Raw genomic sequence first — 13,978 nt, forward strand, 5'->3', positions numbered from 1 at the left:
CGCCCTGCTGGTTCCGCTTGCCAATGCCGCGGCCAGCAGGCATGCGCCAACGACGGCGCGCCAGGTCATTGCGCTCATGCCAGTACCTCCCCTGCGCCTGTTGTCGCGGCGCTGTCACGCTGATGGTAGCGGCGCCTCGGCGGGGGAAAAAGGGGCGCCAAGGCGATTCGCCCTGGCGCCCCCGCTCTGCACTCAAGCAGCCAAAGCCGCCTTCGCCGCCACTTCGGCGTAATGGTCCAGTTGCATGGTGAACTGCGCCCGGCCCGAGCTGAGGGCGCGCAGGTGGCCGATGTAGCCAAACATCCGCTCCAGCGGCACATGGGCAGTCACGACGACCGCGTTGCCGCGGGCGTCCTGCCCCTGCACATGGCCACGCCGGCGCAGCAGGTCGCCGATGACGTCGCCCAGCGATTCGGCCGGCGTGATGACCTCGACGGCCATGACCGGCTCCAGCACCACGGGCGACGCCTTCAGCACAGCCTCGCGCAGCGCGTGCGCCGCTGCCAGCTCGAAGGCCAGGGCCGACGAGTCGCGCACATGGTGGCTGCCGTCGACCAGCGTGGCCTCGAAGTCCACCAGCGGATGGCCTGCGAACGGGCCGGCCGTGGCCGCGCGGCGGATGCCCGCCTCGACCGCCGGGATGAACTCGCGCGGGATCGCGCCGCCCACCACCGTGCTTTCAAAGCGGATGCCCGTGCCGCGCGGCAAGGGCGCCACGCGCAGCGTCAGCTCGGCGAACTGGCCGGGGCCGCCGCTTTGCTTGCGATGCAGATGGTGCACCTCGGCCGCTGCCGCGATGGTCTCGCGGTAGGCGACCTGGGGCCGGCCCACCTGCACTGCCACGCCGAAGCGCGAGCGCAGCTTTTCCACGGCCACCTCGAGCTGGAGCTCGCCCATGCCGGACAGCAGGGTCTGGCCCGAGTCGGCGTCCTGGCGCAAGCGCAGGGACGGGTCCTCGCGGACGAGCACGGCCAGGCCCTTGGCCAGGGCCGCAGCGCCTTCCTGGTGGCGGGCTTCTATGGCCACGTCGATGACGGCCTCGGGCACAACGATGGTTTCCAACACCGGCGCGTCCTTGCGATCGGCCAGCGTGTGGCCGGTCAGCACGTCCTTCAGGCCGACGACGCCCGCGATATCGCCCGCGACGAGTTCGTCGCGCTCGACGCGCTGGTCGGCATGGATCTCGTACAGGCGCGCCACACGCTCGGCCTTGCCGGTGCTGGCGTTGAAGACCGTGTCGCCGCGGGCCAGCCGGCCGCTGTAGACGCGCACGAACACCATCGCGCCGTGGTCGTCGGCAGTCAGCTTGAAGGCGAGGGCGGACAGCGGGCCGGCCGTATCCACGGCACCCGCGGCTTCACCAGGGCTGGGCAGATAGGCGAGCACGGCGTCCAGCAGCGGCTCGACGCCGCGGTTGCGGAAGGCCGAGCCGGCCAGCACGGGCACGAGTTCACCGGCGAGGGTGGCTGAGCGCACACCGGCGCGCAGCGCCTCGACCGACGGGCTCTCGCCGCGCAGCCAGGCGTCCAGCAGCGCGTCGTCGCGTTCGACGACGGTTTCGACCAGGCGCGCGCGGGCCGCCTGGGCAGCAGTCAGCAGCTCAGGCGGAATCTCGGTCACGCGCACAGGCTCGGTAGCGTCGTCGCGGTCCCAGATCAGGGCCTGCATGGCGAGCAGGTCCACGACGCCGCGGAACTCGGCCTCGGAACCGATGGGCAGCTGCAGCGGCAGCACGTGCGCACCGAGGCGCTCCCGCATCATCGCGACGACGCGCGGGAAGTCCGCGCCGACGCGATCCAGCTTGTTGACGAAGGCGATGCGGGGCACGCGGTACTCGTCGGCGAGGCGCCAGTTGGTCTCGGTCTGGGGCTCGACGCCGGCCACGCCGTCGAAGACGACGACGGCACCGTCGAGCACGCGCAGCGAGCGCTTGACCTCGATGTTGAAGTCGATGTGCCCGGGCGTGTCGATCAGGTTGATCTGCGTGCCCTTCCAGTGCACGGTCGTGGCCGCGCTGTGGATGGTGATGCCGCGTGCACGTTCCTGGGGATCGAAGTCCATGACGGTATTGCCGTCGTTGACGTCGCCAATGCGATGGTTTTCGCCCGTGTAGAACAGGATGCGTTCGGTGGTCGTGGTCTTGCCGGCGTCGACGTGGGCGATGACACCGATATTGCGCAGCTTGCGATAAAGATTGTTCGAGTTCATGGTGATTCCTGATTCGGAGTGGCAGGCCAGCCCCGTGGAATCACGGGACTAGCGCGAAGGCAGAACGCCGAAGCGCAGACGCGACGAAGCCGCGCTCCGGCGCTCGGGAATCGTGGCGATCAGCTTGTCGAAGGTGCGGGTGCGCATGGTTGAACTCAGGAAAAACAAAACCCCGGAGGGACGAGCCTGCCGGGGTTGGGTTGACCGGAAGGCTGGCGCCTTCCGAACACGGTCGAAGGGCGCTTCAGTGGTTGAGGCGGGCTTGGATCGTGTGGTTGAGCTTCATGATGGGGCGAATTATCCGTGCTGCGAAATGTCGGGCCGGTTGTGGGGCTTTCAAGCCCGCAGCGGCGTGGCCGCCAGCTGGGCCGTCGTCGCATGGCGGTAGGGCGCGCACAGCTGCTCGACATAGGCCTGGTGCTGGGGCAGGCCGGCCACGGTGCGCGAGACCTTGAGATGGATGTCGCCGAGGAAGCGCGCCAGCTCCTCGCGGCCCATCAGGTCGGCCACCGGGTGGTAGCTCTGCGGCGTGATGCCCTGGCCCATCATGACCTGGATCCAGGAGTTCTCGGCAAACAGCTCGTCGCTGGGGCGGAAGACGCGGGCGCTCTCGCGGAACAACTCGATGCGGTGCTTGAGCGTCGCGGGCACTTCCATCGTGCGCACATGGTTCCAAAGCGCGGAATCGCTGCGCTTCGTGACGTGGTAGTGCAGCACGATGAAGTCGCGGATATGGGTCAGCTCACGCTCGCATTGCAGATTGAACTCATCCACGTCGGCAGGATTGACGCCCTGGGTCGGGAAGAGCTGCATCAGCCGGATGGCCGAGCGCTGGATGAGGTGGATGCTGGTGGACTCCAGCGGCTCGATGAAGCCGCTGGCCAGGCCGACCGCGATGCAGTTGCGATGCCAGACCTTGTGGCGCTGGCCGGGCAGGAACTTGATGACGCGCGGCTGGATCAGCAACTCGCCCTCGACGTTGTTGCGGATCACGTCGGGCGCGTCGGCGTCGCTGAGTTCCTTGCTGCTGTAGACCAGGCCGTTGCCGACGCGGTGCTGCAGCGGGATGCGCCATTGCCAGCCGAAGGGGTGGCAGATGGAGCGGGTGTAGGGCCAGGCCTCGCGGACCGAGGCGGTCTGCACGGCGACGGCGCGGTCGCAGGGCAGCCAGTAGGACCAGTCCTCGTAGCCCACGCCCAGGGCCTCGCCGATCAGCATGGCGCGAAAGCCCGTGCAGTCGATGAAGAGGTCGCCGTCGATGCGCGAGCCGTCCTGCATCTGCAGGGCGGTGATGTCGCCATCCCTGCCTTGCGGGCCGTCCATCAGCACGGCGGCGATCTTGCCCTCGATGCGCTGCACGCCGTAGCTCTCGCTCATGGCGCGCAGGTATTTGGCGTAGCGGCCGGCGTCAAGGTGGTAGGCGTAGTTCAGGCCGCTGCGCGGCACATGGGCGAAGCGGTCGGCATACGCGGCCACCGTCTCGGGGTTGTAGTCGGTGTACTCGCGGGCGATGCCGGCGGCCTGCCCCTTGAGCCAGAAATGCTGAAAGCCGGCGCTCCAGTGGTCGTTGCCGGTGGTGCCGAAGGAGTGGAAATAGTCCTGGCCGATGTCCTTCCAGCCCTCGAACTTGATGCCGAGCTTGAAGGTCGCGTTGGTCGCGGCCATGAACTCGGCCTCGTTGATGCCGAGCAGGTTGTGGAAGGTGTGCAGGGCCGGGATGGTGGCCTCGCCGACACCGACGGTGCCGATCTCCTCGGATTCGACGAGCTTGATGTCGAGCTGCTTGCCGAGCAGTTTGCCCATCAGGGCGGCCATCATCCAGCCGGCGGTGCCGCCACCGGCAATGACGACGCGGCGCGGAGGCTTGTTGGAGGTGTTCATCTTTTGAGTTGACTCAGAAGTTGGGCGCGGGCCTTGCGCGAGGCGGTGTCGTCGATGGGACCGAGCAGGCCGCGCGCGGCCGCGGGGATGTGGGCCCAGGTCGTGTCATCGGCACCGAAGACGAAATGCTGGAAATGGTGCTGCCAGACGCGTCTCTCCTTCTCGGGGAGGTCGCGCAGCGTCATCAGCGCCAGGTGCAGGGTGGAGAGCGGCGAGTCGACGTAGTCCGGCGTCTGGCGCCACCAGGCGTTGATGAGGAGGTTGACGGGCTCCAGCCCCTCGATGTGGTGGAACCACATGCTGGGGATGAAGATGGCGTCGCCGGGCTCCAGTTCGGCCACCTCGCCGGCCTCCAGCGCCTGGGCGAAACGCGGGAAGCGTTCGAAGTCGGGCTTCGCGAAATCGACGAGGCTGACGGGCTGGCCGGCCGGCGTCGGGTCCAGCGGGCCCATGTAGAGGTTGTGGATCTGCTCGGGCGGGAAGACCGTGAAGCGGCGCCGGCCGGCAGCGACGACGGCGAGGTTGTCCGGCAGGTCGTAGTGGGCAGCGATGCGGGTGCGGTTGCCCAGCCACAGGCTGACCAGGGCGTCCCGCGCACCCAGGCCCATGACATTGGCATCCAGGAAACCGGGCAGCACGGCCTCCACCGTCGTCGAGCCGACATACAGGGCCGGTGGCTCGGACGTCCGGGCCACGCCCAGCAGGCCGGTCAACACCTGGTCCAGCGTGGCGGCATAGCGGTTGAAGTTGAAGCCGGTCAGCGTCTCGTCGGCATAGAAGACCCGGCCCCGGGCCTCGGGCGCCAGCTGGAAGAGGCCGACGCGCACGCCGTTGTACAAGCCCATCAGATAGCGGGCCAGGGCGTCGTCGGACTGGCGTGCGGCCTGAACAACCGGCCAATGCGCGAAGCCGCCGCGCACGACATGGGGCCGGTCCCCGGCGAGAAGCTCGGCGGGCATGTTGTCCGGGTCGAACGGCCCGGTCCAGGCGGGTACTGCTCGCATGGGGTCAGAGCCGGCTTTGTCGCTCGACCAGGCCTTGAAGTTGCTGCAGCGAGGCGATCTGCATGTAGATGGGCAACAGAAGGCCTTCGCGCGCCAAGGCCTCCAGCGCGGCGCCGGGCAGGGCGGCCAGGCGCTCCTCGTGGATGGTGAAGAGGCCCGACAGCCGGCTCTGCTCGCCACCCGGCGTCTCGATGTCGATGACGAAGGGCTCCAGCAGCTGGTGGCGGGTCAGGGCCTCGATGAAGACCGGCAGGTGCTGGGCCTGGGCGTGCAGATGCTCCATCAGCTGCACGATATGGTCGAGGTGGTCGCTGAAGCCGCCATGCGGCATGAAGAGGGCGGTGCCGACCTCGCCCTCCTCGGGCCGCACGATGCGCGGGCTGTCCATGTCGATGTGCAGCTGCAGGCCGTCGTCGGGGGCGCGGCCGATCAAGAAGGGGTCGCGCTGCAGGGCCATGGGCACCACGGGGGCGTCCCAACCGCCCTCCTTCAGGAAGAGGTTCTGGCCTTCCTCCAGGCCGAACAGGGCCACGGGCTGGAAGCCGACCTCGCCGTCGACCAGCTGGAAGACGATGGGGTAGTGGGCCTGCAGCTGGCGGAACTCCGCGGGCAGGGCCAGGGCCGACTGGCGGGCGTCGCCCAGAGCGGCGGAGCGCTCGGTGCGGATGCGCAGCTGGCGATGGGTGACGTTGTCTAGCAGGGCGGGGCGGGTCATGTCTCGGTCTTGTAGATATGGTCGATCAGGCTGCGGTGGCCTGGCAGGCCAGGGACGAAGCGGCGGGCCTGGCGGGCGGCCTCGTCGAACGCGGCCTGTGCTGCCTGTAGTTTGGCGGCGGAGGTGGGCTGGGTGTCAGGGCGGAAACCCATGCCGTAGAGCACGTACTGGTAGCTGGCCGAAGGGAAGACTTCGTCGTTGCGGCCGAAGTCGTGGCGCGCCGGTGCGCGCAGCTGCCACTGCGGCAACAGTTCACGCAGGCGCTCGGGCCAGGTGGCCGGGTCGCGGTGGGCGCGCCAGTAGTCGCTGTCGGTGCGGCTGCTCAGCGCGTAGTGCAGCTTCAGGAAATCGATGACACGGGCCCAGCGGTAGCTGAAGTCGTCATTGAAGCGGCGCGCGACGGCGTCCATGGAGGTCCGTGTCATCGGCAGCTCGTCGCACAGCCGCTGGGCCGACAGCTCGACGAGGGCCAGGGCCGAGGCCTCCAGCGGCTCGATGAAGCCCGAGGACAGGCCGATAGCGACGCAGTTGCGCACCCAGAACTGCTGGCGGTAGCCGGGGTCGAAGCGGATGGAGCGGGGCGCGGGGCGCTCGGCTGGCGCGCCGGTGGCGTCCAGGTAGGCCTGCAGGGCCGCATGGGCCTCGTCGTCGCTGGCATGGGCCCGCGAGTAGACGCAACCCACGCCGCGCCGCGATGGCAGGCCGATGTCCCAGATCCAGCCCTTGGCCCAGGCGGTGGCGATGGTGACCGAGGCCAGTGGCGCGTCGGGCTGGGCGTAGGGCACCTGCACGGGCAGGGCGGCATCGTTGAAGAGGACGTCGCGCTCGCTCTTCAGCGCCACGCCGAAGTGCTGGCCGATGAGGCGGGAGGCCAGGCCCGAGCAGTCGATGAAGAGGTCGGCCTTCAGGTCGCCGTGCTCGCGCGTCTGCAGTGCGGCGATGTCGCCGTTCTCATGCGACACGACGGCATCGACATGGTCGATGACATGGTGGACGCCGAGCCTGGCAATCGCGTGCTCGCGCAGCAACTGGCCGAACAGGCCGGCGTCGAAGTGATAGGCGTAGTTGGCGACGGCCGCGAATTCGGGCGTCTGCACCTGCTTGGGTGCACGGCCGGCTTCACAGACCTGCACCGAGGGGCTGACGACGTCGGCGAAGGGACGGTCTGCCTGCCTGGCCAGCCAGGGCTGCACCAGGTCCACGTCGCCATAGCCGACGGGCAGCATGAAGGGGTGGTAGTAGCGGTCGCCCGCGGCGCCCGCCGCGCCGCGGACCCAGCCGTCGAAGCGCGAGCCCTGCTTGAACGAGACCTGGCAGCGGCGGATGAAGTCGGGTTCGGACAGGCCGATGCGGCGCAGCGTGTCGCGCATCGACGGCCAGGTGCCTTCGCCGACGCCGATGGTCGGCACGTCGCTGGATTCGATCAGCGTGATGCGCAACTCGCCATGCTCGGCCGCCAGCAGGCCGGCCACAAGCCAGCCGGCCGAGCCGCCACCCAGCACCACCACGTCACGAAGTCTGTCGTTCACGATCTGGTCCCAGAAGTAAAAAGGGCCGCTCGCGCGGCCTCGCCAAACGGCGAACAAGGACGGCACCCCAGAGCGCGAGCGCCGCCGAACCAGACTTTGCCTCAGCAGGAAGAGCCGGGAAGTCCCGACTTTCCTTGAGGGCCTGCCGCAGCCGGCCCCCGAGGCTCTCGCTTAGAACTTGTACCGAGCACCGATCATGACGCGACGGCCGAGCTGGGTAACGGCACCCACCTGGTTTTCGTTGCGCAGATGCGTGCGGGTGTACTCGTCCGTCAGGTTGATGGCTTCGAGCTGGAAGCGCAGGTGGGAGTTGAAGTTGTAGCCCACGCTCAGGTCCAGCTGGCCATAGGGCTCCACGTACAGGGGCTGCGCGCCGTCCGTGCCACCGAAGTTGGCGGCCAGGAACTTGCCGCGCCAGTTGTAGGCCAGGCGGGTCGTGAAGGTCTCGTTCTCGAAGAAGCCCACCAGGTTGCCGGAGTCACCCAGGCCGACCAGCACATCGGTCTGCGCGCCCGCCTTGTTGTTGTCGTAGCTGAGGTTGGAGCGCACCTTGGTGAAGTTGGCCGACACGCCGAAGCCGCTGTTGCCGAAGATGTGCTGGGCGTTCAGCTCGATGCCGTTGAGCTTGCTGGTGCGCTGGTTGTTGATGTAGGAGCCCAGCTTGAACATCAGCAGGGGATCGTTGGGCTGGGCGGTGATGGTGCCCAGGCCCGGGCCATTGCCCGGTGCGACGCCCGGAGCGTTCGGGAAGTTCGTGAAGATGTATTGGCGGATGCAACCCGAGTTGGCGCCGCAGCCCCCAGCCGTCATGGCCTGGTTGTACATCGCATTGCCGACCGGCGTGTGCAGGCCGAACAGGTTGACGTTGGAGATGATGGCTTCGTTGTAGTCCTTGAGTGACTTGCGGAAGTAGCTCGCCGCGATGTAGCTGCTCTTGGCGTAGTAGTGCTCGGCCGAGAAGTCGAAGTTGCTCGAGTGCAGCGGCTTCAGGTCGGGGTTGCCCACCGAGGCCGAGCCGCCATCAACACGGGCCAGGGGGTCCAGTCGCTGTCCGCCCTGGATGGCGTTCCAGCCCGGGCGGCCGATGGTCTGGCCATAGCTGACACGCAGCTTGGTGTCGCTGGTCACATCGGCGGCGAGGTCGATGGACGGCAGGAAGTAGCCGTACTTGCCGTCACGTGACGCAGAGCGGGTGCCGTTGAAGCTGATGGGAATCTCGTTGTCGGCCACCCAGGCCACGGAGACCGGAATCTTCTCGACCGATGGCGAGTGCACCTTGGTGCGCTCATAACGGGCGCCGATGGCGGCTTCCATGGGCACGCCCCATTCCCAGTTCAGGTTGTACTGGCCGAACACGGCCTGTGACTTTTCCGTCGTGCGGTAGTCGTCCTGCCAATCGAAGGAGGCCTTCAGCAGAGCGTCGGAACCCAGGGCCTTGATGGCCGCGCCGCGCAGGTCTTCGAAGTTGAAATAGAAGAACTGGTTGAACAGGCGCGGATCGTTGGAGCCCGGGATACGGCTGAAGTACTTGCTGATGGAGTCGGCGCGCCAGATGTCGTCCGGCATGGCGGCGGGGCCGCCAGCGGCGTTGGCGCCCCAGGTGTCGCGCTGCACGTTGGCGAAGGCCGAGCGGTTCTTGACGTTGGTCAAGGTCAGGCCGAAGTCCAGGCTGCTGTCTTCGTTGAGCTTCCAGTTGCCCTTGGTCTGCAACTGGTCGACCTGGTTCTTCTGGTAGCTGTTGCCAAAGACCGAACCCTGCAGCTCCTGCTTGGTCGGGTCCAGCGTCGCGCCCTTGATGTTCAGCACCGGGAACTTGTTGCTGAAGTCGACGAAGGTGTCGCCGCGGTTCAACGACGCGGTGGCCAGCGTCACGCTGGTGCCGAGCGGATCGTTGGCACCCGAAGTGGCGGTGGAGTGGTGGGCGTCGATGTCGAAGCTCAGCGCATCGGTGGCCTTCCACTTCAGGTTCAGGCCGATCTGCTGGTTCTTGTTCTTGGTCTGGATGCGCGAGGCACCCATGGCCAGGTCGGAATTGGCCATGTGCTCGCCGTAGATGATGGGCGAGGAGGGTGAGCCGGTCTGGAATTCGCCGAATTGACCTCCGTAGTTGAACCAGGCGGAGATGTCGTTGCGGCGCTGGCGGAACTTCTGCTCCGACATGACGAAGTCCAGCGTGCCAACCAGATCCTTGGTGGGCTTGAACTGCATCACCAGCTGGCCGTTCAGGCGCTCGCGGTGCACGCCCGTGAACGAGTAGTTCAGGTTCTGCGGCACGCTATAGATGGAGCCGATGGCCGGACGGTTCTTGATTTCGGTTGCCTGCGAGGCCGGGGGCAGGCCACCCCAGGCGGCATGCGAGCCGCCCCAGTCGTTGTCGACGATGCCGTCGAAGGTCTTCCAGCCGCTGCTGACATTGGCCTGCGAATAGCCGGAGTCGCGCACCTGGTAGGTGCCCATCAGCGCGATGCCGAAGGTGCCGTCGTTGGTCTGCGTGCTGTAGATGCCGCTCAGCTCGGGCGTGGCATTCTTGCCCTGCTCCTCGCCCGGCAGGCGGCGGGCCGATTGGTCGCTGACCAGCTTGACGCCGACCTGGGCGATCGTCTCCTTGGTGTCGAAGGGGCGCGGCGTGCGGATGTTGATGGTCGCGCCCATGCCGCCGGTCGGGCTGCTGGCGCGGCTGGTCTTGTAGACCTCCAGGGCCGCGACGCCGTCGGAGGCGAGGTTGGAGAAGTCGAAGGAGCGCGAGCTGGGGGCGCTGCCGTCGACGCTGGCGCCGGGCATCTGGCGGCCGTTGAGCAGCACCAGGTTGAAGTCCGGGCCCATGCCGCGCACCGTGATGCGCGTGCCTTCGCCGTTGCTGCGGTCGATGGACACGCCGCTGATGCGGCTCAGCGACTCGGCCAGGTTGGTGTCGGGGAACTTGCCGATGTCTTCAGCCACGATGCCGTCGACCAGGCCGGAAGAAGAACGCTTCAGGTTGACCGAAGTCTCCAGGGACTTGCGGATGCCGGTGACGATGACCGTTTCCAGCTGCGTCGTGCTGGCCAGCGCCTGCGGCACCGAGCTGGACGGTGTGGGGCCGGCGTTGGGATTCGCGGGGCCCTGGCCAGGGCCGCCTTGGGCCCATGCGGCGGCGCTGGCAAACAGCAGCCCGCTGGCAGTGGCCAGGGTTGTGAGGCGAAGGGCAGGACGAGGCTGTCTCATTCACTTGTCTCCAGAGTTATGAATCTTGTCGAGTGACGCTCGATGGCGAGCTGAAAGCGCTTTCAAGCATATGCCATTGGCAGCGCTTTCAACCTAGGCAACACCCTCGGTCTGCGGCTTGGCGGCAACGCTGAACGAGGCTGGGGACGGCTACCCCGCACATCGCCTCATGTGACCGCTCCCATGGGGCGCGGCGCCAGAAGGCGAGGGGTCTAGGGGTAGTTCTGGGTTGAAAAGCGATGACCTGTTGAAAGCAATGAAAGCGCTTTCAAATAATGATGCGTCGCGTCACGGTGATCGGCCACATGGTTTACCCGAGCGGAACAACAATTGGCCCCTCGCCCGGTCTTGCCCGGCTGAACGCGGGCAAGTCCGATCGGTCTTGCAGACCGCGCTGCGGCAGTGCCGCAGCTCTTCGGCAGGCACGGCGAGTCCACTGGACTCACCGTGTCCGGCCTCAGCCCCCGAGGGGACGGCGATGCTTGCCGGATTGACCGGCAAGCACATCGCCCAACGCGGGCCGGCTCGGCGAGGTGGAGTCGGACACGAGCAGTCCCTGCGGACTGCTTGTGCCTACGGAACGCCATGGGCCTCCGGCCCATGGCAGGCCCAGCGCTCGGCCCGCAATGCCGAATTCAGCTACCGCTGCATGCGTCTGGTGCTCTCGCGCACGACGAGCTCGGGCTCGGGCAACTGCGCCCTGGGCTTGCCGCCGCGCAGCATCTCCAGCATGGCCGTGGCGGCCTCGACGCCGATCTCGTAGACCGATTGGCGCACCGTGGTCAGTGGTGGCATGGAGTAGCGGGCCATGATGAGGTCGTCGAAGCCGACGAGCGACACGTCGTCCGGCACGCGCAGATTGCGCCGGTGCAGACCCAGACAGGCGCCGATGGCCATCTGGTCGTTGGAGGCGAACAGGGCCGTGAAATGAGCATCGCGCTCCAGCAGCCGGGTCACCGACAGCATGCCGCCGGCCTCGGTGTAGTCGCTCTGCACGATGAGGTTCTGATCGACAGGGATGCCTGCCGCGGCGTGGGCATCCAGATAGCCGTTCTGGCGCTCGACGGCATCGTCGTGCATCAGGTCGCCGGCGATGAAGGCGATGCGGCGGTGGCCCTGCTCGATCAGATGCTGGGTGGCCAGGCGGGCACCGGCGCGGTTGTCGAAGCTGAAGCTGAACAGCTGCGGCCCGGACAGCTGGCGGCCGACGACGACGACGGGCAGGCTGTCGGAGACCTTGGTCAGCTCGGCGTCCGCGATGCGGCCGGCCAGCACGATGACGCCGTCGACACGGCGCGACAGCAGGGTCTCGATGGCCTCGCGCTCGTCATCCTCATGCCAGTTGCCCGACACGAACAGCGGCACATAGCCGGCTCGCTCCAGCTCGCGCTCGATGCCCAGCAGGGCTTCGCCGTAGAAGGGGCTGGAGATGATCTGCGTGACGACGCCCACCGACAGCGTGCGCCCGCCCGCCAGGCCGCGTGCCACCGGGTTGGGCCGGAAGCCCAGCTCCTGGATGGCGGCCTGCACGGCGTCCTTCTTGGCCTGGCTGACGGCCGCCGTCCCGTTCAGGATGCGCGATACCGTGCTCGGCGACACGCCGGCCAGCTCCGCCACCTGTTCCAGCGTGACGACGCCGTCAGGACGGGTTGAAGGCGCTTTCTTGGCGGGGGTCGGCTTGGCGTTCATCACAAATGGGCGGGCGAAGTCGCGAGTGTAGGCGCGGCTGTAAGCCTGATTTGGCCGGGCCGTTGTTCTTGTCGCCCGCGGCCGTCGTGCACGGACGCGGGCCGAGCGCCGGGCCTGCCATGAGCCAGAGGCTCATGGCCTTCCGTAGGCACAAACAGTCCGCAGGGACTGTTTGTGTCCGACTCCAGTTCACCTAGCCGGCCCGCCTTGGCCAAAGTGTTTGCCGCTCGAACCGGCGAGCATCGGCGTCCCCTCGGGGGACCGACCAGACTGGCCGGCGTTCAGCGCGGCCAGTCTGGGCGAGGGGCTAACAGTCCTACAGCTTGGTGAACTTGATCCAGTTGATGTTCCACCCGCCCTGCTGCGCGAACACGCCGACGTTGTAGGTGCCGGCATTGATGTTCACGGTGTGCGAGATGGTGGTCCAGTTCTGCCAGCCGCCGGTGTTGGGCACGCCGACCTGGCCGAGCTGGATGCTGCCGGCGTTCAAATCCAGCGACAGGGTGCCGCCCACGGCTGCGGCCACGCGGTACTCGACGCGGTAGCTGCCGCTGCTCGGGAAAGTGACGCTGTTGTAGGCCATCCAGTCGCCGTTATCGATATACCCGACGTTCTGGCCACCTTCCGTGCAGGCCTCCAGCTGCACGCCGGCCATGGCGTTGTAGGCCTCAGCCTCGATCTGGCGCGACCAGGCGGTGGTGACCTTGGAGACGATGGCCGACGTGGCACGGTCGTTGAAGCCCTGGTCCACCAGGCAGCCGGTGTCGGCGGTGCGGGTCACGCTGGTGCCGGTGAAGTTGTCGCCGTCGAACAGCTGCACCTGGTAGCCGGCATTCACGCGCAGCGACGACAGGTCGTTGTCGCGCACGCCACGAGCCTGCAGCTGGGTCAGCGTGTAGCTGCCTTCAGGCAGGGCGGCCGCATAGCCCGCGTAGTTGCAGTCCTGGTAGACCGTGGCCACACCACCGGCCGCCGGAGCGTAGACGCGCACATAGTCCACATACATCTTGGCGGGCAGGGCGGCCGTGTTGACGTTGAAGCCGGGCCAGTTGCCGCCGATGGCGAAGTTCAGCAGCAGGAAGAAGTCCTTCTGGAATTCATCCGTGCCGTTGACGCCGCCGGCGATGTTGGCTTCGTGGTACTTGGTGCCGTCGACGTACCAGCGGATGGCATTGGCGTCCCACTCCACGGCATAGACATGCCAGTCGGTCACGGTGGTGCCGATGTTGCCGCCGTACTGGGCGTACTGGCCGTTGTTGTCCTGCCAGTGGATGGTGCCGTAGACCTTCTGCTCGTCGTTGACGTGCTCCATGACGTCGATCTCGCCGGAGGCCGGCCAGCCGACCTGGGGCAGGTTGGCGCCCAGCATCCAGAACGCCGGCCAGGCGCCCAGGAAGGCGGGCAGCTTCATGCGCGCCTCGATGCGGCCGAACTTGAAGGTCTTGAGCCCCTGCGTCTTCATGCGCGCCGAGGTGTAGGAAGCGCCACCGAAGTTCTCGCGCTTGGCCGTGATGACCAGGGCGTTGTTCTCGATGGTGGCGTTCTCGCGGCGGTAGTACTGCAACTCGTTGTTGCCCCAGCCGCCGGCGCCGGTCTCGAAGACCCAGTTCGGGCCGATGCTGCCGTTGAACTCGTCACTCCAGACGAGCTGCCATTGGGCGTGGGCCAGGCTGCTGGCCGCGGCCAGCAAGGCGGCGGCAATGAATCTCAACGATCTCATGTTGTCTCCTGTGTCGTGGGGAGGGAAA

At 67.3% G+C, this 13,978-nt stretch carries 8 protein-coding genes; all 8 read right to left on the reverse strand.

Annotation, left to right across the window (positions count from 1 at the left end; translation table 11 throughout):
* Positions 1 to 192: 192 nt before the first annotated feature.
* A complete protein-coding gene (fusA, locus tag J2X20_RS25580) occupies positions 193 to 2,208 on the reverse strand; it encodes an elongation factor G (RefSeq protein WP_310271623.1) in 2,016 nt (671 codons plus the stop codon).
* 336 nt (positions 2,209 to 2,544) lie between these two features.
* On the reverse strand, positions 2,545 to 4,089 hold the full coding sequence (locus J2X20_RS25585) for a tryptophan halogenase family protein (RefSeq protein ID WP_310271626.1): 1,545 nt from the start codon (positions 4,087 to 4,089) through the stop codon (positions 2,545 to 2,547).
* Positions 4,086 to 5,093, reverse strand: a complete 1,008-nt coding sequence (locus J2X20_RS25590) for a cupin-like domain-containing protein (RefSeq protein ID WP_310271628.1) — start codon at positions 5,091 to 5,093, stop codon at positions 4,086 to 4,088. The genes J2X20_RS25585 and J2X20_RS25590 overlap by 4 nt, the downstream gene beginning before the upstream one ends.
* A 4-nt stretch (positions 5,094 to 5,097) precedes the next feature.
* Positions 5,098 to 5,808 (reverse strand): SapC family protein, encoded by a 711-nt coding sequence (locus J2X20_RS25595; RefSeq protein WP_310271631.1) that lies wholly within the window; start codon positions 5,806 to 5,808, stop codon positions 5,098 to 5,100.
* Entirely contained in the window at positions 5,805 to 7,337 is a 1,533-nt protein-coding gene (locus J2X20_RS25600; RefSeq protein WP_310271634.1) for a tryptophan halogenase family protein, read from the reverse strand. Before J2X20_RS25600 ends, J2X20_RS25595 begins: the two co-directional genes overlap by 4 nt.
* Positions 7,338 to 7,508: 171 nt before the next feature.
* Positions 7,509 to 10,541 (reverse strand): TonB-dependent receptor, encoded by a 3,033-nt coding sequence (locus J2X20_RS25605; RefSeq protein WP_310271636.1) that lies wholly within the window; start codon positions 10,539 to 10,541, stop codon positions 7,509 to 7,511.
* A gap of 639 nt (positions 10,542 to 11,180) precedes the next feature.
* Positions 11,181 to 12,230: a LacI family DNA-binding transcriptional regulator gene (locus tag J2X20_RS25610; RefSeq protein ID WP_409034205.1), complete on the reverse strand. Its 1,050-nt coding sequence runs from the start codon at positions 12,228 to 12,230 to the stop codon at positions 11,181 to 11,183.
* A 316-nt stretch (positions 12,231 to 12,546) separates the two neighbouring features.
* A complete protein-coding gene (locus J2X20_RS25620) occupies positions 12,547 to 13,950 on the reverse strand; it encodes a carbohydrate-binding protein (protein ID WP_310271639.1) in 1,404 nt (467 codons plus the stop codon).
* Positions 13,951 to 13,978 lie beyond the last annotated feature (28 nt).

This window comes from Roseateles saccharophilus, from assembly GCF_031458095.1.
Lineage (GTDB): Bacteria > Pseudomonadota > Gammaproteobacteria > Burkholderiales > Burkholderiaceae_C > Pelomonas > Pelomonas saccharophila_A.

What these genes read in the sequence shown, in the direction of transcription:
- J2X20_RS25605 (WP_310271636.1), bottom strand. Translation starts at nt 10,541, where the DNA reads ATGAGACAGCCTCGTCCTGCCCTTCGCCTCACAACCCTGGCCACTGCC.
- J2X20_RS25590 (WP_310271628.1), bottom strand. Translation starts at nt 5,093, where the DNA reads ATGCGAGCAGTACCCGCCTGGACCGGGCCGTTCGACCCGGACAACATG.
- J2X20_RS25585 (WP_310271626.1), bottom strand. Translation starts at nt 4,089, where the DNA reads ATGAACACCTCCAACAAGCCTCCGCGCCGCGTCGTCATTGCCGGTGGC.
- J2X20_RS25610 (WP_409034205.1), bottom strand. Translation starts at nt 12,230, where the DNA reads ATGAACGCCAAGCCGACCCCCGCCAAGAAAGCGCCTTCAACCCGTCCT.
- fusA (WP_310271623.1), bottom strand. Translation starts at nt 2,208, where the DNA reads ATGAACTCGAACAATCTTTATCGCAAGCTGCGCAATATCGGTGTCATC.
- J2X20_RS25595 (WP_310271631.1), bottom strand. Translation starts at nt 5,808, where the DNA reads ATGACCCGCCCCGCCCTGCTAGACAACGTCACCCATCGCCAGCTGCGC.
- J2X20_RS25620 (WP_310271639.1), bottom strand. Translation starts at nt 13,950, where the DNA reads ATGAGATCGTTGAGATTCATTGCCGCCGCCTTGCTGGCCGCGGCCAGC.